Here is a 19,411-nt window from a genome sequence, read left to right as displayed (position 1 = left end):
ATTTGCTGTAACAAGAGGCCCTGTTTATGGATAACAGCTCGTATCTGCCCGCTTCAACCTGGTCTGCCCAGCTGCGTGAACAACTGCAGGCGCGGCCACTTACCGCCCTCGGTCTCTTTATCGCGCTGGCTGCCGTCTTGTTGCTGCTGTTGCAGAGTCTCATCATGCTCGCTACCGGCGAGGTGACCAGCGGCGTGCGCTATGGCCTCATCGGTGGTGCCGCCGGGTTTGCCGCCACCGCCATCGGCGCCCTGCCCGCCCTGTTTCTGCGCTCGGTACCGCAAAAGGTTGAGGACACCATGCTGGGCTTTGCCGCCGGCATGATGCTGGCGGCCAGTGCCTTCTCCCTGCTGCTGCCGGGGCTGGAGGCCGCCGAGGGGATCACCGGCAACGGCTTTAGCGCCGCCGCTGTGGTGGTGGTCGGCATGACCCTAGGGGTGCTGTTGATGCTGGGGCTGGATCAGTTCACCCCGCACGAGCATGACAAAACCGGCCCCTGCGGCCCCGGCCACGAGAGCTGCTCCCGGGTCTGGCTGTTCGTCTTTGCCATCGCCCTGCACAACCTGCCGGAGGGGATGGCCATCGGGGTGAGCTTCTCCCAGGGTGATATGTCGGTGGGGCTGCCGCTCACCACCGCCATCGCACTGCAGGATATTCCCGAAGGGCTGGCGGTGGCGCTGGCCATGTGCGCCGCCGGTTTTCGCCCCTCTGTCGCCGTGCTGGTTGCCATCGCCAGCGGCCTGCTCGAACCGGTTGGCGCCCTGCTCGGGGTGGGGCTCTCCAGCGGACTTGCCATCGCCTACCCCATCGGACTTGGGCTCGCCGCCGGCGCCATGCTGTTTGTGGTCTCGCACGAGGTGATCCCGGAGACCCACCGCAACGGTCACCAGACCTATGCCACCCTCGGTCTGATGGCAGGCTTTGCCCTGATGATGACGCTCGATACCGCGCTCGGCTAAAGGCCCTCTCCCCTCCTCATCAATGCGTTTGTCACCTGCGGCGCTCCCATATGGAGCGCCGCGCTTCATCTCTCCTTTCGCTTGTGCCTCTCGGCGCCGACGACATCTTTTGTTATGATCTACAGCAACTTAAATTCAGCCACACGGCTATCAAGACGAGGTCAGCAATGAAAGTAGGTATTATCGGCGCCATGGAGCAAGAAGTAGCCCTGCTGCGCAGCCAGATGAGCAACCCCACCACCCTGCAACTGGGCGGCTGCGAGTTCTATCAAGGGATGCTGGCAGGCAAAGAGGTGATCCTGACCCGCTCCGGTATCGGTAAGGTTGCCGCCAGCGTGGCCACCAGCCTGCTGCTGGAAAAATTTGCCCCCGACTGCGTCATCAATACCGGCTCTGCGGGCGGCTTTGCCCAGGACCTGCACATCGGTGATGTGGTGATCGCCAGCGAGATGCGTTTCCATGATGTCGACGTGACCGCCTTTGGTTACGAGATGGGCCAGATGGCGCAGCAACCCGCCGCCTTCCCCTGCGACGAGAAGCTCATCGCGGTCGCTCAGGATTGCATCGCCGAGCAGGGCAAGCACCAGACCAAGGTTGGCCTTATCTGTACCGGCGATCAGTTCATGTGCAAACCGGACGCCATCGCCAAGGCTCGCGCCGACTTCCCGCAGATGCTGGCGGTCGAGATGGAAGGTGCCGCCATCGGTCAGGTGTGCCACATGTTCAAAGTGCCCTATCTGGTGGTGCGCGCCATGTCCGATATCGCCGGCAAGGAACAGGTTGAATCCTTCGATGCCTTTATCGAAGTGGCCGGCAAGCACTCCGCCGAAGTGATTATCAAGATGCTCGGCAAGCTGTGATCGAGACCGGCTCGCTTGATTTGATGGCCGACGCCCTCCTTTCGACGACGGCGGCCATTCTGGTGGGGGCTGCCCTGCTGGAGGCGGTGATCCCGTGGCCATCCCATCTGCGTCTTTCGGCCGTCACGCCCCTGCTGACCAAGCTGGGGCACAAGGTACACAGACCCGATGGTTCACCCGGCCAGCAAATGCAGGCCGGCCTGCTGGCAATGCTGGTAGTCTGGCTCCCCTGCGCCGCCGGGCTCTGGTCGCTGCGCAATCTGGCCCTGAGCGAGCCAGTCTTCGATCTGCTGTTCCTGCTGCTGATGCTCGAATCCCGTCCACTGCGCGAACTCGCCCATGCCACCCGCTCGCTCGCCACCCAGGAGACCCTGCCGCTGGCAAGATTGCAGTCCGCCCCCTGGCTCAAACGGGAGACCGGCAAACTCTCGGCCATGGGGCTCGCCAAAGCGGTGACGGAAAGCTGCGCCCTGCGTCTGGTCGGCCAATGGGCTGGCCCGTTGCTGGGATTTGCCCTGGCCGGCGTACAGGGCGCCCTGCTCTGGCGGCTGGTGCCGCTGATGAATCAAAGCTGGAGTCGCAAAGACCCCGCCTTCGACCACTTTGGTCGCGCCGCCAGCGCCCTCTATCAGGGGCTCAATGCCTCCGTCATTTTGCTGCTGGGGCTGCCACTGCTGGCAAGCCGTCTCAAACAGGCAGCACAGCTGCTGCGCAGTGGTGCGCTCTGGCCCTATCCCGCCATGGGGATGCTGCTCACTCTGCTGGTAGATAAGTGCCAGATCCGCCTTGGTGGCCCTCGCTACTATCAGGGGGCTCTCCAGCGGTGGCCCGTCATCGGCACTGGTGCTGAGCCAGATAGCGAGACACCGCGCAAGGTACTCAACATTCTGCAAGGGTGCGGCTGGGGCTGGTTGATACTGGCGCTGGTTGTCACGGTAGCGGGGTTATTTCATGGGTAGAGTGTTGCGCTTGCCTGTCTGGCTGCCCTGCGTGCTGCTTGCCTGGTTGCCCGGTGCCCTGCTGGCCGCCACGCCGACCCGGGTGGTGAGCGTTGTTCCTCACCTGACCGAATTGCTCTACGAGATTGACGCCGGCGACAAACTGGTGGCCATCGACGATGCTTCCGACTACCCAGCCGAGGTCAAAACCAAGCCCAAGGTAGCGAATTATCGCAGCATCAACGTCGAGGCAGTGCTGGCGCAAAAGCCGGATCTCATTCTCGGCTGGCGCTCGGCCCAGTCACGTATGCTGGCCCCACTGGAACAGCTCGGGATCCCGGTTTTCTACTCTGAGCCTACCGATTTTGCCTCGCTGGCCGTAGAGATGCGGGCGCTGGGCAAATTACTGGGGGTGGAAAAGAGCGCCAACGAAGCTGCCGATCGCTATCTGGCACGCCTGCATTCCCTGCAACAGCGCTATGGCAGGCCAACCGGCGTCAAGGTGTTCTACCAGCTCTGGTATCCCCCCCTCACCAGTGTGAGCGGCAATGCTTGGCCCGCTCAGGCCATCGAGCTCTGCGGCGGAATCAACGTCATGAGTAATGCCAGAACACCCTACCCACAGGTGAATATTGAACAGGTCATCAGGGCCAACCCAGCTCTGATCCTGGCCGGGAGTCAAGATCCTGACGCCCTGCGTCACTGGCAGCAGTGGCCAAACCTTGATGCGGTGAAACATCACCGACTGATGCTGGTCAACTCCGATGAGCTGCACCGCTTCACCCCGAGAGCCCTCAATGCGGTGGAGCAGATTTGCCAAGCTATCCAGCTAAGCTCGCAAAGCATCAGCACATCTTGATACATCACTAATGATGAGGATCGACCTGAAGTGTTCTGGGTAGCAACCAAATCTTTAGAACTGTTTTTGTGTGAATGGATCACACTCTTTGCCAAAAAAGCTGGTACTTTATTTGCTAGCATATGATTCATCTACTGTTTTTATGACGAGATGCCCACAATGTTCAACGATAAAACGCTACTGATCACAGGTGGCACCGGCTCGTTTGGCCAACGATTGGTCAAAACAGTACTGGAACGTTATAAACCCAAACGCCTTATCATTTATTCTCGCGACGAGCTGAAGCAGTTCGAGATGCAGCAAGAGTTCAACGACCCCTGCATGCGTTATTTCATTGGGGATGTCAGAGACGCCAACCGCCTTACCATGGCAATGCGCGGCGTGGATTACGTAGTTCATGCAGCCGCACTCAAGCAGGTTCCTGCCGCTGAATACAACCCCATGGAGTGCATTAAAACCAATATCCATGGTGCAGAGAACGTTATCCAGGCCGCTTTGCTCAATCAAGTCAAAAAAGTTATTGCCCTCTCCACTGACAAAGCCGCCAATCCAATCAATCTCTACGGCGCCACCAAACTGGCATCAGACAAACTCTTCGTGGCAGCAAACAACATCGCGGGGCAGGATCCCACCCGTTTTGCCGTAGTTCGCTACGGTAACGTGGTCGGTTCTCGCGGCTCTGTCGTCCCCTTCTTCCAAAAGCTGATTGACCAAGGAGCAGATGCGTTACCCATCACCCATGAGGAGATGACGCGTTTCTGGATCACTTTGCAGCAAGGGGTGGATTTCGTGCTGGAAAATTTTGGGCGGATGAAGGGGGGGGAAATATTTGTTCCCAAGTTGCCATCCGTCCGAATTACGGAGCTCGCCAGTGCTATGGCCCCTCACCTGCCACACAAGATCATCGGCATTCGCCCGGGAGAGAAGCTCCATGAAGTGATGTGCCCTGCCGATGACTCTTATCACACCTTCGAGTTTGATGACTTCTTCGTGATTGGCCCAACCATCAACTTCAATAATCGCAACAACGACTTCTCCAAAACAGCTGCGGGCGAAAAAGGAAAAATGGTAGAGCAGGGCTTTGAATATAACTCTCGCAGCAACCCTCACTTTTTTACCATTGAACAGCTTTTGAAAATGAACCAAAAAGGGAGTGCAGAATGATCCCATATGGCCGCCAATCCATCAGCCAGGCAGATATCGATGCTGTCGTGGAAGTTCTCAAGTCCGACTTCCTGACTCAGGGGCCAGTCGTCCCCCGTTTCGAGCAAACAGTAGCTGATTACTGCGGAGCTAAATTTGGGGTGGCGGTCAATTCAGGTACTGCAGCACTCCATATCGCCTGTCTGGCGCTGGGCGTCGGCCACGGGGATTGGGTCTGGACATCGCCCATCAGCTTCGTTGCATCCGCCAACTGTGCTCTCTATTGCGGTGCACAAGTCGACTTCGTCGACATTGAGCCCGATACAGGGAACATGTGCGCAGTGGAGCTGGAGAGGAAACTGATTGCCGCCCAGGCGGAAGGAAAACTACCCAAAGTAGTAATACCGGTACACTTCGCCGGCCTCCCCTGCGACATGCAGGAGATCCACCGCCTGGGGCAAGAGTACGGTTTCCGGATCATCGAGGATGCCTGCCACGCCCTCGGTGCCCGTTATCATGGTGAGCCTACCGGCAATGGCCGCTATAGCGACATCACCATCTTCAGCTTCCACCCGGTGAAGATCATCACCACCGGCGAGGGTGGCATGGCGATGACCAACGACCCTGCGCTCGCCAAAACCATGCGCATGCTACGCAGCCACGGCATCACCCGAGAACCGGAAGACTTCATCAATGAACCGGACGGCCCCTGGTACTACGAGCAGCAGATGCTGGGCTTCAACTACCGCATGACGGATATTCAGGCAGCACTGGGATTGAGCCAGATGCAGAATCTGGAAAGCTGGATCGCCAAGCGAGGCGAGATTGCCCGTCGTTACTTTGAAACTTTGTCTCCTGAGCGTCTGCGCCGTTACTTCGGCGAAGAACGACGCAGCGCATTTCACCTGTATGTACATCATGTGGCACCCAAACAACGCTTTAACCTATTCCAGCTACTACGCGATCATGGGATTGGGGCCAACGTGCACTATATGCCAATCTACAAGCAGTCTTGGTATCAGCACAAACAGCAAACATCATTGCCGCAGGCTGAACAGTTCTATGCCAGTGCCATCACCTTGCCGCTTTTTCCAAGCTTGAGCTCTGCCCAGCAAGACCTCATTCACGCCCATTTGTTGTCAATGATCTGATCTCGATCCGCGGAGCGCCTTATGCAAATTCTGATCTACGGGACTTCGACCCAAGCACTTCATTTCTTACCGGCATTGGCATTGAACCATACGCTGCAGGGCTTTGTTGACAGTGATCCGGCCAAACAGGGCTCGCACTGGATGAACAAGCCGGTATATCACCCCAGTCAGCTTTCAGGCGTCCAATTCGACAAAATCTTGATCGCCAGCTCTTTTGTCAGCGAGATCAACCAGACGCTGGTAAGTTATGGAATCGAGCCGGGCACCCCCGTCGTAGAGTGTGACGAGATACTGCAGACCAGTCGCGAATATGAGAATGCCCTGCAAGCAGAGCGTTCCAAACGCGAGGATATGCTGCCGAAGATCCCCCTGCTGCAGCAGCATATCGAGGGCACAACCTTGTTGACCAATCGATTGGCTCTGCTCGAGAAGTTACCCACCCAGGGCGTCGTAGCCGAACTGGGCGTGGCGGCGGGTGATTTTAGTCGCCAGATCATGGATATCTGTGCTCCGGCGCAGCTACATCTGGTGGACATATGGGGTTCGGATCGCTACGGCGAAGAGTTGTACCTGAGTGTGAACAACCATTTTCAGCAGCAACGACAGCGCGGAGAGGTGACCATTCACCGCAAACCTTCGCTGGAGGCACTGGAGAGTTTCCCGGATCAGACCTTCGATTGGGTATATATCGATACCACCCACAGTTATGAATTAACCCGAGATGAGCTCCGAGCCTGTGCCAGAAAAGTAAAATCAACCGGCATTATTGCCGGACATGACTATATGCAGGGCAATTGGCGCACTCAATATCGCTATGGCGTCATCGAAGCGGTGCATGAGTTTTGTGTGGAATATAACTACCGAGTGCTTTATTTGACGATGGATATCGCTGAGTGTCTGAGTTTTGCATTGATTAAGAATAACGATGACGGATTAGCACAATAATACCTGTCCGGGCGGTCGTATTCTGCCTGACGTGTCGTTTAGTGATTGTTGAACGCATCAGGCTCGATAACCTCACAGGATCGTGCGAGCCTACGAACCACAGCCAAGGGTATTTCAGGGATGCTTTTTAAAAAGCAGACGTAACGGAATCAGGCGGAAATCATATGTGTGGAATTTACTGCAAACTCTATAAATCAGAAGATGTTCAGCCAAATACGCGTTATGAAGATAAAACGACGTTATTAAAGCACCGAGGCCCGGATTGCCAGCAAGTCGTCTATCGAAAAAATGTCGTAATGGGACACACCAGACTCGCCATCCTCGATACACGTAACGCCGCGGCACAACCCTATAAAAATGACCGCGCCATGCTGGTTTTTAATGGCGAAATTTATAATTACAGGGAATTAGCCACACAATATCTTACAGATATCGAATTGCAAACCACCTCTGATACCGAGGTGTTGTTTGAGCTGCTAAATAGAATGGGAACCAGCGCGATTGCCAAACTGGATGGTATGTTTGCGTTTGCATATATGAATTTTGTAACGCAAGAACTTATTGTCGCTCGCGATATCAGTGGAATTAAACCGCTGTATTATATCGAAACCGACGATGCCATCGAAATTGCTTCCGAAATCAAAAGCCTTGATTATGTAATCTCGCGGGAAAAATTAAAAGATCAAATCCGGGTAGGAGCGTTTCAAGATAGCAACCTGCCGTATCAGAATGTCACGCTCCTCGAGGGCGGTACCCAGCTCACTTATTCGTGCCACCAAGCCAAGTCTCAATTAAGTACCTTTGCCAATCCATTATTTTTTATCGATAACAGTGTCTTTCAACGGCGCAAAACGCAATCCCTTTCCAGCCTTGTGGATGAGCTGGAAATGCTGGTGGTCAACAATGTGAAGTCCCATCTGGTCAGCGATGCGCCGCTGGCTACCCTCTGTAGCGGCGGAGTGGACTCTAGCCTGATCTCCGCCATTGCATCCCAAGCGGTGCCACTCGACCTCTATCATGCCGGCGTGGATGGCGGCGGCGGGGAAGAAGAATATGCCGACATGGTATCCAAACATCTGGGCAAGAATATTATTTACGAAAAAATGACGGCCGAAAAATATTGGTCTGCTTTTCCATACCTAACCTATATTTCTGATTTACCCATTTATCATCCCAACGATGTCAGCCTGCACTGCATCGCCAGCAAAGCTCACTGCAATGGCATAAAGGTCATGTTATCGGGTGAAGGCGCAGATGAATTATTTGGCGGTTATTCGTGGCATCAACGCCAGATGAAGCAATATCGACTGGCCAGAATATTTGCTAGCAAAAAATCGCTGCTAACGCGGCTTTCAGGTGATTACGCGAAAACATTGCGCAATGGTTTCGAACAGTTCACGGTAGAGGACATAGCTAATTACATGCCGCTTGGCTTGGGATATTTTGATATGTCGAATGATCTGATGATGCGATCATTCTTATTCGAGAGCCAGGACTTTGCTAATTGGAAGCGGCTATCAGCAATACAGGAACAGTTCGACACATTGGCAACCACTGCGTTCGAAAAGCATATGTTGAGTGCGATCCATTTTAATTTTTATGGCCATCTCGGCAGTATATTACACCGCACAGATAGAATATTGATGGCTAACTCGATTGAAGGCCGAGTGCCATTTTTAACGAAAGAGATCATCGATTTTTCAATGAATTTACCACTCAACTTGAAAATTTATCGTCGTTTTCGTAAGGACGGCAAATACCTGCTAAAGAAACTGGCTGAGCGCTATTTACCCGAGAAGGTAATTTACCGCCCTAAGGCTGGCTTCCCGGTACCGATGCAAGAATATGTGCAGCCAATCGAGCGAATTTTTGAAAATGGCTATGTCATAGAGTTCACCGGCATGTCACTGCGCATGCTCAAAGAATTTTATAGCGCCAATCCCTATTTGAAATTCAGAATGCTGGCACTCGAGGTCTATGGGCGGATCTTTGTCCGGCATGAAGACTATCGCAATATTCATATAGAGTAGGCATATGACGTAATTATCACGGTTAAACCGATTGTGTTTAACCGTGATAATCAGCCTGAGCGTAGCAATATGCTAGCCATGGCTCGACAGGAAATTCACAATGCGTTCGCAGATAAAATCAACCTCATCATTCGATAAGTCAAAATACATGGGTAGTCGCACGATTGAGTCAGTAAACTTATCAGCATGCGGTAACGACCGGCCGTCGTGTTTATCCTGAAAATAGGGACTGCGATGCAAAGATTGATAATGGAAAACCGCTTTAATGTCCGCAAGGTCTAAATATTTAATTAACTGGCTGCGCTGTTGCAGACTGGCACAATCCAGATAAAACATATGGGCATTATTGGTGGCATAATCAGGAATCAATGGCAATCTGATACCGTATGCCGAGACCACAGGTGCCAGTGCTTGCCAATAGCGCTGCCATATTTCCAAGCGGCGTTTTTGAATCGCATCCAACTGCTCTAATTGTGCATACAAGTAAGCCGCAATGATATCGGACGGCAGGAACGAAGAGCCAATATCAACCCAGCCATACTTATCAACTTCGCCACGAAAGAATGAACTGCGGTTTGTGCCTTTCTCGCGAATTATTTCAGCACGATGTGCATATTGTTTATCGTTGATAACCAACAAACCACCTTCGCCGGAAATAATGTTCTTGGTCTCGTGGAACGAGAATGTTGATAAACAGCCGACACTGCCTAATGGCCGTGATTTATAAAATGAGTTGATGGCCTGTGCCGCATCCTCAACGACGGGGATATGATATTTTTCGGCGATCTGCATGATGGCATCCATATCACATGCCACCCCGGCATAATGCACGACTATGATGGCTCGTGTGCGCGGCGTAATCAGGGCTTCAATTTGCGCCGGATCAATATTTGGGTGATCGGCATAAGAATCAGCAAACACGATATTGGCGCCGCGCAGGACAAATGAATTCACAGTAGAAACAAAGGTATAGCTGGGCGCTATCACCTCATCGCCAGACTGGATGTTAAGCAGAATGGCTGCCATTTCCAAGGCATCGGTACAGGATGTCGTCAGCAACACCTTATCAAAGTGATAGCGGGACTCCAGATAATGGTGACATTTGTACGTAAACACACCATCGCCGGAAATTTTACCACTGGCCACCGACTCGGCAATATATACCAGCTCCCGACCATGTAGATAAGGCTTATTAAAAGGAATCATAGTGACCTGCCTTTGATGATGCATTTCTGCCGCTATCACAAGCCTAGCAAGCAAACGCCAAAATAACCTCGATAGACATCAATAATAATATCTAACCCGTGATCATTAAGTGATAACCGCACAATGCCCTATCAATATGAAATGGAAATGAGTTGTATAAATTTAAAACACCAACATTCGCAGCCGAGATCAGGGTGGTTATTTTCTGGATATCTCTGTGCTGGGCCAATTTAAAGGCCGCCTGCCACAGTGGAACCGATAGCATCGAATATTCAGCACAGGTGCCCGTCAATATCCAATCGAGGTCATGACCATTCAGCGATGGCCGCTGAGCATGAAAGCCCACCGCTTTATCGCCATGTTTAGCCAAGAAAAGTTCGAATGGCGAGCAGGCTAATGCATCGATCCAGTTCGCCGTCCGCTGCTGAGCAGCCGTATAATCAACGCGCAAGTCTTCAAGCATTCTGCCGTGTTTGAAATCATCGCGCGCCATGGTTTTGATAAGTGCAATATCTTGCTGTGATTGCACTGGCACAAGGAGCAAACGGCTGCTTAGATCACGTGCAAATAAATGACGCTTTGGATTACGAAAAGATAATTCGTAGCTTAGCTCTGCATAATAAAAACCGGCGAGCTCAAGCAGGTGGCGCTTTTCTCGTACATGCTCCACTCTGGCCTGCACATATTCAAAACCTGCTTGCTTTATGAAGTCGATAGCTGAAGGTAGCAAAGCATTAAAGCCAGAACAGTCCGGGCAACCGTCCACTATTTCACATGTTTTTTTAGCCAACACGGCATCATTCCAGGGAGTAGGTCTCACTTCAATAAAGTGCGACGGCTGACCCGGCATAATAAAGCACTGCGACCCCATCGCTGGTGACTTATTCCCCATAGACGGCCCAAGCACAATGGGATTGCAGAGGCGTTCTATACAAGCGCAAATTATTGAGTCCTAATACTTCGTCCAATGCGCGTGTTTCGCCAGGGAAAAACTCGCAATTCAATTCATCAAAGACCAGTAATGAACCACGTGTGAGACGGGGAATAATTTTTTCCAATACATCTCTAGTCGGCTTATAAAGATCCATATCGAAAATGGCCATGGAAATAATGGCATGCGGGTTATCTGCCAACCATTTATCAATGGTCACCGAGGCATCACCCTTAATCAGCCGATGTTTTACCAGATCATTCATCGGTGCAAAGCTTTCATGCAGTTTTAACAGCTGTGCTAGTTTATCTTCATATTCATCAGTCGACTTATAATCGCCAGCATTCGCATAGGCACCATCTTTTACATCTACCGATGGAAACCCTTCGAACGTATCGAACCCATGAATGACACGGCTTTGATTAAACGACTCAAAGATGCTGCGCATATTAATCAGCAATGACATACCGGCGCCCCAGTGCACGCCAAATTCACAAATAACGCCTGGAACATCGACTATTTTTTTATACAACTCGGCATAATAAAGAACGCGTGCCACAGAATCGACCCGTAACGAAACCAGATTATGGCGATGCCACGCCTCACCAAATAATGGGGATAGTTCATGGACCAAGGTTTTCAATTGCTGAGTGTTGTTTGATTTTTCATTGGATGTATAAACCAATTCACCATCACGTGATTGCAGCGATAATTTATCATCATTGCGCATAGACACCTCTACTAACGATTAAAAATAGTGCGCCAGTCATTAATCAGCTGGGTATGGCTAAAATAGCGTTGAATGATTTTAGCATTCTGCGCGTTATAGCCTATATTTGCCAGCGCCACATCTATTTGAACGGTTGAAAAAAGTTCAACACCCAGCGCTTGCAAGAATTTTCTTGATGTTGTTTCGGAATGCATCGCCACCGGAATGCCGCGCCCCAATAGCGAAATCAAATTGCCCATACCATGCTGACGCCATGAAGGCATAATCGCCAAATCAATATTGTTCAAAAATAACTCGTAATGCTCTCGTGCCGAAAACTCAAGCAGTGGATTAAAGAGTTCCTTTAATTTAGCATGCCCGACGGCAACGACTTTGTTGATATAATCCGGGTTGGGAGGGTAAGCTAGCGGCGAAAAAATTGCGGCATTGTGAATGTTTGAAAAATATTCAATCCAGTAAATATGATTATTCTCTACCGCGCTGGAATGGCCAAGCAAGATATTTACAGTTTGAGGACTCTCCGCACGCTCACCACGCGGATCACACTCCGGTCCGCCGTAAATATTACTTGGATAACAGAAACAAGAAAAAGACTGCCCCCTTGCCTCATACTTCTGCCTGACCCATTCAATATCACCAGGAATAAAAGAAATTAAACCTGCGACCTCAGTAATCACCTTTTTATGATTATATGAATATTGATCATAATAGTAAAAATCCCCCCCCCACATGGTCCAGAAAGATTTGTCTAGCCAATCTTTATTTTGCACTAACAGATCATTCACTTTATCACGCCACAGGCCATGTAATATTATTTTGTCCGCGACATCAAAATAGGAAACCAGGGTTAAAAAGTCTTCATCTCGGTATAAAAATTCCACAGGATGGTACGGTTGCAGACCAAACTGATACTTGGGGCTGGTAATAAACACAAAGCGATGCTGACTCACATCAAAGTTCGCCATCATAAAATCAAGAAATGATGGCATAAATTTTTCCATGACCATGACATGTAAAATCATATTTACCTCTTTGTGCCATGACAACCATAGTCACACGGATTAAAATGAATAAAATATAAACCAGATGCAATCTTCATAAAGTGCAAGTGACACCACAATGAGCGCTGCAACTGATTATATATGCATCTCTAAACATATTTATTCCTTAACGACTTATCGTTATGTTTGTGTAAAACAATACTGCAAAAACAGTTCTATGGTTGCGGCTCTAAGCAATTTATTGCTGCGATTTAAATTTTGCACCAGATGGGGCACATAGTACATTGCATGCCAATTCTCATCGGTAAACTGTCGATAGAGTGCGGTCAGCGGATTCAATATTTTGTTCAACTTTTGCGCAATGTCTGGCTGCCGGATCCAGCTTGAATAATCGGCGTAATGATCGGTTTTACATTCCGGCATGGGAATGGCGGGATTATTGTCAATTGTCTTGCCCGTTTTTTGCCAGGGAATTGATTTGTAAAATTCGGGAAACTGCTTCAGCAGCACGGTGGAATACAGTCGATTACCGAGTCGATATTCATCATTAATCGAGAAGACAAACTCTAGTAATTCATTGTCAAGGAATGGTTTTTTATGCTCCAACCACGCGGAGGACGCCAGGGTTCCCATATTGGTAAAGCGGCGAACCCGGTTCATAAACAGATTGGGTTCAACGTGCGGGGTATCATAGAAAGACGAATCGATATTAGCCAGATAGGTATGCTGGCCATAATACAACTCGGCAATCTCCGCGTTGATTCTCTTGTTTGCCGTTTCCGCGCGCAAAAAACTCGGCCCCAGAATCGCATCACCACAATAACCACTGAGGGCATATCGCCCTTGCTGGATAATTTGGTCAACAAACTCACAGCCATGCATGTGCTGCATATCCAGCAACCCATCAGTTAGCCAGATAGTCGGTATTCTTTTTTCAAACCAGTTATCCGGCGTCAACTCATGAATCACATGGGGCCAGCCAACCATTTCGGTTACCTTCTGCGCCAACACAATGTCGGCACATTGATCGGTGCCAAAGGTATAACAGGCCCCCTTATACCCCGGGTGCATCTGGTGTGTGGCCGCCAATAACATTCTTGAATCCAGCCCACCACTGATTGGAAATACCAGCGATTCCGCCATATCCAGCCGCCGCTGCACGGCGTGCATAACAATTTCGCTCAACGCATCGACCGCATCATTGAACGATACGTTCTGTTGTTTGATATTTGCCCACGACCAGTAATGTTGGCTGTGTAGCCGATCGCGATCCAGGTCATAACTCAGTACTGTGGCTGGCGGTAACAGCGTCACGCCGTCGAAATAGGTAATATCGCCGACCAGATATCCCAAGTCCATAAAACAGGAGAGTGCCTGTTGGCTAATTTTTTTTTCAAAAAAATCCAGCGATAAAAAAGCCTTTATTTCACTTCCCCAGGCGAAATGACCGTTGCGATGATAATAGAACAGTACTCGCATACCATTTCGATCTGAGACCAGGGTGATTTTTTTACGCTGCCGATCGAAAAGCACCGCACAAAATATGCCATCCAGCCTTGCCAGCAAATCAGCTAACAGATTTTGTTGATAGCTCCAAATAATGGCGCCATTCAGGTCGTGAAATATTTGCTGATAATGCTGTGCTATCTCTTGCAAATTATAGGCACATCCCTCCACCCAAATCTGTAACAACCCAGATTCATCTTGATGTGTCTTTTTTGCATAAAATGAAAAGCATCGTACAGCAGCTACGTTGTCATCCTGATACTCGTGTTCGATTGCTACCGGGTAAAGCGCGGTTTGCGTACGAACGATCTGAGTTATCTGATCCGAATATTGCGGATTATTTTTTACATAACCAAATAGTCCAGGCATCTTGATTCGCCGTTGCAGGTTAATTTATTAAAATGTTATTTGTTTTAATCGTTCTTGCGCTATTTGCATGATGTTGGCGGTTTGCACCCCCCACGAGAAATGTGATTCGGCATAAAGGTGCAGGTTGCGGGCGGTCTCTGCTATCGGCAGTGAAAGATAGTGTTCATAGATGGCGACCAGATCAACAGGCTGATCATCGGCAGCCAGTTGCCATGTACCAGATAATTGCTCGGGGCTAAAACTGTCCTCCAGGCTGTAGATAAACGGCAAACCGTAATACATAAATTCACGGTGTTTTAATGGTTCTGCGTAGCTGACGCCGGTGCGATGGAAACCCAACGACCCGAGACCAAGATGCACCCTGGCATAACGATTGGCCAACGCATCAGGATCCAGCGCACCTGTGAAAGTCACATACTCGGCAACCCCCAATTCCTGGGCCTGTTGTGCCAACTGGGCCGAAGCGGGCCCCTGGCCGACCAGGAACAGCCGCAACTCGACCTCTGGGTAGGCTTTTACAAATTCGGGTATTGCCGGGAACAGCCGATCATAGCCGTGCCAACGCGCCAGATAGCCAACCCCTAGCAAGTGGAAAGCGTGGTGAATATCAGGCCTCGGCTGCGGCGCAGTCGGTGCGATCCAGGTTGCCCCGTTGCCCATCTTGTACAGCGGCCGCTGATGCAAGGTCGCACCCGGCAGCACTTGGCTGGGGGTGAAAAATCCGGCCACCAAGGGTGCCAACTGCAGGAAATAGCCCAGATCGGTCTTGGCGGCTTGAGCTGGCAATTCATTTCGATATTCCAGCGTGTACATCTCGACGAACATAGGCACTGCTGCGGCGTGCAGCTGCCGCGCCAGTTGCAGTAACTCATCGTTATGCATCGGGTTGTAACGCACATACGCCCACTCGAATGCGCGAGCCTGGGCTTGGTGCGTGGCAACCCAGGTGGCTACATGCACGAAGAAATCCCCAGGAGCCACCGCAGTAGTGATGATCTCGCGCTGGACTTCACTTCCCGCCTCGAACACCAGGCGCACTATGTTCGGACCATCGCCGCAGATCATATGCACTTGCGTGTGGTGGCGACTAAAGCCCTGAGCCTGAGCCAGCACCTTTCGCATAACGCCCAGGTGCCCACGTGTTTTAAGATTCACGTTATAGATAGCTAAAATTGATCCATACCCCGCCATTATGCCTCCGAAGCATAAAATGCATCTACTGACTGACGTGCCGACTCCAATTCAGTGGCGATCTGCAATGCCGTTACCCCGTCGATAGTCTGTGGTAGCAGATTCCAGAATAGATCGGTTAACAGCTCGTCATGTGCCACCTCAGTTGAGGTAACATCAAACAGGTGAGGAACCACGATCAGACGAATTGCAGTGGTCGACTCAGACAGAGGCACAGTGTTAACGCACTCGGGCCAGTCCCGGATACTCTTCGACAAGGTCTCATACAATGCAGGAGCCAGCACAAAACGGTGACTCTTTACATTAAATTGACCACAACTGACAATGAAACGGCACAGGCTATTGTGTTGTCTTGCTGCGGACATATCAGACTTTGTCACTGCACTCACATCTAGCAAGTAAACTCCGGGTGGAACCATAACCTGCAGCAGCTTTTGCTTGCCACTACCGCGCTCAGGAAAGGCTCCCCCCCGATAACGCCCACCGATACCGGTGGCAGCATCTTGTAAACCACGTTGCATGGCAACAAGCAACTCGTCCATGGCATTCAAATGCTGGAAGGTGATATTACGTGCCAAGCTGCGCTGTACATAATGTTTGACCTGATGGGGAGGATAGCGAACAGGATGCTTTGCGAAGAAACTCAGCTTGTTACGCCAGTAGTAGTAACGAGGTAATGTATTAGTCGCATTAGCACCACCTCCCTTGTGCAAAGCCTGTAGTCTTGGCTGTGCGACTACACGCCAACCAGCATCCTTGACTCGTACACACCAATCAATGTCATCCCAATAAAGGAAAAAGTCCTCATCAAATACACCCACCCGTTCGATGATTTCAGCTTTTGTCATCAGACAACAAGCGGGCACATAATCACAATCCACCGGTTCCATCGCTATCGAGGAATAGGATTCACCCGCAAAATTAAGGTGAAAACTAAAGGTAGCATCCTTTAAAGATACGTTGGAGCCGACCTCCTGTACCACCTCCGGATTATCCATTTTACATATTGCTGGTCCGATAACACCTATATCGTTGTGGTTAGCCAGTAAATCCATCATCCCAACTAGGGTGTTTGGTAGTACGACAGCATCATTATCCAGTAGCGCAATATAACGATACCCCATTTTTTGGGCTTGGCGCATACCATGAGCAAATCCCCCAGAGCCACCAACGTTTTCTTTTAATACTTCAAGTCTAATATTAGGATAGTATTGACGGATCAATGTTGCAGAGTCATCTGTTGATGCGTTATCTACAACAAAAATATCCGCCAGTTCACCCGCTGTATTTTGTACTGATTCGATCGCCCCGAGCACATAATTTTGCTTATTAAAATTACAGATAACCACACAGATTGGTTTCATTTTATTTTCTCACCGGCTAACACTTATCTATCAAATACCAAAAGCTAGTATGCCGTGCATATTTTATAGAAAAAATTTAATGCATTGCTCACCGCATCATCCATATCGAAATAGCGATACTCGGCAAGGCGCCCCAAAGCAATCAGTTGCGGGAACTGGGCCAATTCATCGCGGCAAGCCTGATAGTTCTGTTTGGCCTCATCGGTAAACAGCGGGTAGTAAGGCTCCAACTCCTGCTCCGGCTGATAGTCACAGGGATATTCGTACACTATGCTGGTGCCGGGATGCACCTGCCCACTGAAATGCTTGAACTCGGTGATCCGGGTGAAGGCTTCTTCATTCGGATAATTGACGGTGGTGACAGGCTGAAATTGCTCTTGCGCCAGATGGCGATGTTCAAAACGCAGTGAGCGGTATGGCAAACAATTCCCTTCTGCCGACATCAACTGATCCAGCATACCGGTATAGATCAGTGGACCATCGAAAGGTGCGCCATCCAACCACACCAGCTTCTGATGCCAATCCAACCTGACACGCTGCACCATGGGGGTAGACAGCCGCACGTCAATCAGCGGGTGTGCGAGCATGCGCTCAAACATGGCGGTATAGCCTGCAGCTGGTACCGCCTGCCAGGGATCGGTGAAGTAGCGATCATCCCGACTCACCACCACGGGCACCCGCGCCGTCACCTCGGGGGAGATCTGGTCGGGCGCAACCCCCCACTGTTTGCTGGTGTAGTTGACAAAGGCTTTCTGATAGATGAAGTCTGCCAATTCACCCAGCAGGGGATGCGCCTCTTTGCGTAGCTCTAGGATCGGTACTCTGGCACCATCACCAAACCGGGTGCGCAGGGCCTCAATCATGGCGGCGGCCTTGTCGGCGGGGAAACAGCGCTCGATGCTGGTCAGGTTGAACGGGATCGGCACCAACTGCCCGTCAATGCGTGACAACACACGATGCTCGTAAGGCAACCACTCGGTAAACTGCGACAGGTAATCCCAGACTTCCTTGTTGTCGGTATGGAAGAGGTGCGGTCCATAGCGATGGATCAACACCCCATGCTCATCATACTCGTCAAAGCAGTTGCCACCGATATGATCGCGCTGCTCCAGCAAAAGTACCTTCCAACCGAGCTGGCTGGCCATTCGCTCGGCCATGACGGCACCGGAAAGCCCGGCGCCAATGATTATCGCCTGATAACTCATGCCGCCTCTCCAAACAATTGTTGCATGACCCGAGCAGGATGAGCTCGCTGCACCCACGCCAGTTGATGTCGCTCATCGAAGAACCAGCCTGGCGCCAGCTCCGCGACCTCGGCAACTGACTGTTCGATAAGTTGCGTGAAGCGCACGACGTCATCCTGCCGCAGAAAGTAGAGTGCGGCAGAGTAATAGTGATGGGCACGCCCCTGGGCAATGGCCACGGGATCCGCCCCAAACGCAGCGGCGTTATCACAGGCGCGCAGCAGATCGCGCAGCGACTGCTCACGACGTTCTGCCGATTTGCGGGTCTGTCCACCAAAGCTCTGGGTATGGAAGCGATAGCGGCCCAATAATTCGGGGATAAAATCCAGCGTCCCCGGATTGTGGGAGAGGTTCAAGATGTGCCAGGGATAATCGAGGATGATCTTGCACCCCTCATCGATGGCATTTTCCATCCCTTCATAACGGCGAAACATTATGGAACTTGCATTGACGAACACCCCGAAGCGGATCAAGGCCTCCCGTGTCATCACGGATTCAAGATAGCGGGCATTGTAATAATCGCGGGTGAATAGCTTGATCCGTGCGCCAGTTTCATCATCAAACATCTCCGCTTCGTGGTAGCAAAGCGTGCAGTCAGTGTGCAAATCAAGATAATCGGCCTGGCTCTGCAGCTTGCCCGGCAGAGCAAGATCATCCCCGTCGACATAGGCGATGTATTCACCGGCAGCCTCTCTCAGCAAGCGTTTCTGGGTCTTGGCCAACCCCATATTCTGCGCATTCTGTAGTGCCTTGAGTTGCGGCCACTGCTGTGCCAGCCGATGCATAATGGCCCAGGAGTCATCGCTCGAGCCGTCATCAATGGCAATGACCTCAAAATCGAAATTGGTTTGCTGTTCCAGCAGACTAAGCAGACAGGGCTCGATAAAGCGCCCTAGGTTATACACCGGCACCAGTACGCTGACTTTCATAGAGAATCCAGAAGTAGAGTAAAAAAGAAGCGAATTAGAGAATTCGGACAAGGCT

At 51.0% G+C, this 19,411-nt stretch carries 17 protein-coding genes; 8 read left to right on the top strand and 9 right to left on the bottom strand.

What is annotated here, in order from left to right:
* The first annotated feature begins 26 nt into the window (after window positions 1-26).
* The 8 genes from I6L41_RS03530 (at window position 27) to asnB (ending at window position 8,885) form a co-directional block, all read left to right on the top strand.
* Window positions 27-959: a ZIP family metal transporter gene (locus I6L41_RS03530; RefSeq protein ID WP_019446013.1), complete on the top strand. Its 933-nt coding sequence runs from the start codon at window positions 27-29 to the stop codon at window positions 957-959.
* A gap of 167 nt (window positions 960-1,126) precedes the next feature.
* Window positions 1,127-1,819 carry a 5'-methylthioadenosine/S-adenosylhomocysteine nucleosidase gene (gene mtnN, locus I6L41_RS03525; RefSeq protein ID WP_040067225.1) on the top strand — a complete coding sequence of 231 codons (693 nt, stop codon included), beginning with the start codon at window positions 1,127-1,129 and terminating at the stop codon, window positions 1,817-1,819.
* Entirely contained in the window at window positions 1,816-2,778 is a 963-nt protein-coding gene (locus I6L41_RS03520) for a cobalamin biosynthesis protein (RefSeq protein WP_216962035.1), read from the top strand. The genes mtnN and I6L41_RS03520 overlap by 4 nt, the downstream gene beginning before the upstream one ends.
* The gene (locus I6L41_RS03515) at window positions 2,771-3,616 is read left to right on the top strand and encodes a cobalamin-binding protein (RefSeq protein WP_254203385.1); all 846 of its coding nucleotides are present in this window, start codon (window positions 2,771-2,773) and stop codon (window positions 3,614-3,616) included. The genes I6L41_RS03520 and I6L41_RS03515 overlap by 8 nt, the downstream gene beginning before the upstream one ends.
* 159 nt (window positions 3,617-3,775) lie before the next feature.
* Entirely contained in the window at window positions 3,776-4,780 is a 1,005-nt protein-coding gene (pseB, locus tag I6L41_RS03510) for a UDP-N-acetylglucosamine 4,6-dehydratase (inverting) (RefSeq protein ID WP_216950542.1), read from the top strand.
* A complete protein-coding gene (gene pseC, locus I6L41_RS03505; protein ID WP_216950541.1) occupies window positions 4,777-5,910 on the top strand; it encodes a UDP-4-amino-4,6-dideoxy-N-acetyl-beta-L-altrosamine transaminase in 1,134 nt (377 codons plus the stop codon). Before pseB ends, pseC begins: the two co-directional genes overlap by 4 nt.
* A 21-nt stretch (window positions 5,911-5,931) precedes the next feature.
* On the top strand, window positions 5,932-6,855 hold the full coding sequence (locus I6L41_RS03500) for a class I SAM-dependent methyltransferase (protein ID WP_216950540.1): 924 nt from the start codon (window positions 5,932-5,934) through the stop codon (window positions 6,853-6,855).
* Window positions 6,856-7,019: 164 nt separating this feature from the next.
* Window positions 7,020-8,885: an asparagine synthase (glutamine-hydrolyzing) gene (asnB, locus tag I6L41_RS03495; protein ID WP_216962030.1), complete on the top strand. Its 1,866-nt coding sequence runs from the start codon at window positions 7,020-7,022 to the stop codon at window positions 8,883-8,885.
* Between the two features lie 72 nt (window positions 8,886-8,957).
* Here the strand turns inward: asnB and rffA are convergent, their stop codons facing one another.
* From rffA to I6L41_RS03450, 9 genes are all read right to left on the bottom strand, one after another.
* Window positions 8,958-10,091: a dTDP-4-amino-4,6-dideoxygalactose transaminase gene (rffA, locus tag I6L41_RS03490; RefSeq protein ID WP_216962027.1), complete on the bottom strand. Its 1,134-nt coding sequence runs from the start codon at window positions 10,089-10,091 to the stop codon at window positions 8,958-8,960.
* A gap of 91 nt (window positions 10,092-10,182) precedes the next feature.
* Window positions 10,183-10,884, bottom strand: a complete 702-nt coding sequence (locus tag I6L41_RS03485) for a hypothetical protein (protein WP_216962024.1) — start codon at window positions 10,882-10,884, stop codon at window positions 10,183-10,185.
* Between the two features lie 88 nt (window positions 10,885-10,972).
* Window positions 10,973-11,752, bottom strand: coding sequence for a TylF/MycF family methyltransferase (locus I6L41_RS03480; RefSeq protein WP_216962021.1), 780 nt, complete (start codon window positions 11,750-11,752; stop codon window positions 10,973-10,975).
* Window positions 11,753-11,763: 11 nt separating this feature from the next.
* Window positions 11,764-12,774, bottom strand: coding sequence for a TDP-N-acetylfucosamine:lipid II N-acetylfucosaminyltransferase (locus I6L41_RS03475; protein ID WP_216962019.1), 1,011 nt, complete (start codon window positions 12,772-12,774; stop codon window positions 11,764-11,766).
* A 159-nt stretch (window positions 12,775-12,933) separates the two neighbouring features.
* Window positions 12,934-14,628 (bottom strand): asparagine synthase, encoded by a 1,695-nt coding sequence (locus I6L41_RS03470; RefSeq protein WP_216962016.1) that lies wholly within the window; start codon window positions 14,626-14,628, stop codon window positions 12,934-12,936.
* Window positions 14,629-14,655: 27 nt separating this feature from the next.
* The gene (locus tag I6L41_RS03465) at window positions 14,656-15,819 is read right to left on the bottom strand and encodes a glycosyltransferase (RefSeq protein ID WP_216962013.1); all 1,164 of its coding nucleotides are present in this window, start codon (window positions 15,817-15,819) and stop codon (window positions 14,656-14,658) included.
* On the bottom strand, window positions 15,819-17,183 hold the full coding sequence (locus I6L41_RS03460; RefSeq protein ID WP_216950533.1) for a glycosyltransferase family 2 protein: 1,365 nt from the start codon (window positions 17,181-17,183) through the stop codon (window positions 15,819-15,821). The genes I6L41_RS03465 and I6L41_RS03460 overlap by 1 nt, the downstream gene beginning before the upstream one ends.
* Window positions 17,184-17,227: 44 nt before the next feature.
* On the bottom strand, window positions 17,228-18,388 hold the full coding sequence (glf, locus tag I6L41_RS03455; RefSeq protein ID WP_216962010.1) for a UDP-galactopyranose mutase: 1,161 nt from the start codon (window positions 18,386-18,388) through the stop codon (window positions 17,228-17,230).
* Entirely contained in the window at window positions 18,385-19,356 is a 972-nt protein-coding gene (locus tag I6L41_RS03450; protein WP_216962007.1) for a glycosyltransferase family A protein, read from the bottom strand. The genes glf and I6L41_RS03450 overlap by 4 nt, the downstream gene beginning before the upstream one ends.
* Between the last annotated feature and the right edge of the window lie 55 nt (window positions 19,357-19,411).

The sequence above is a fragment of the Aeromonas sp. FDAARGOS 1411 genome, from assembly GCF_019047125.1.
Taxonomy (GTDB): Bacteria; Pseudomonadota; Gammaproteobacteria; order Enterobacterales; family Aeromonadaceae; genus Aeromonas; species Aeromonas veronii.
Note: the sequence above shows the minus strand (reverse complement) of the source record. Positions and strands in the feature narration are given on the sequence as shown.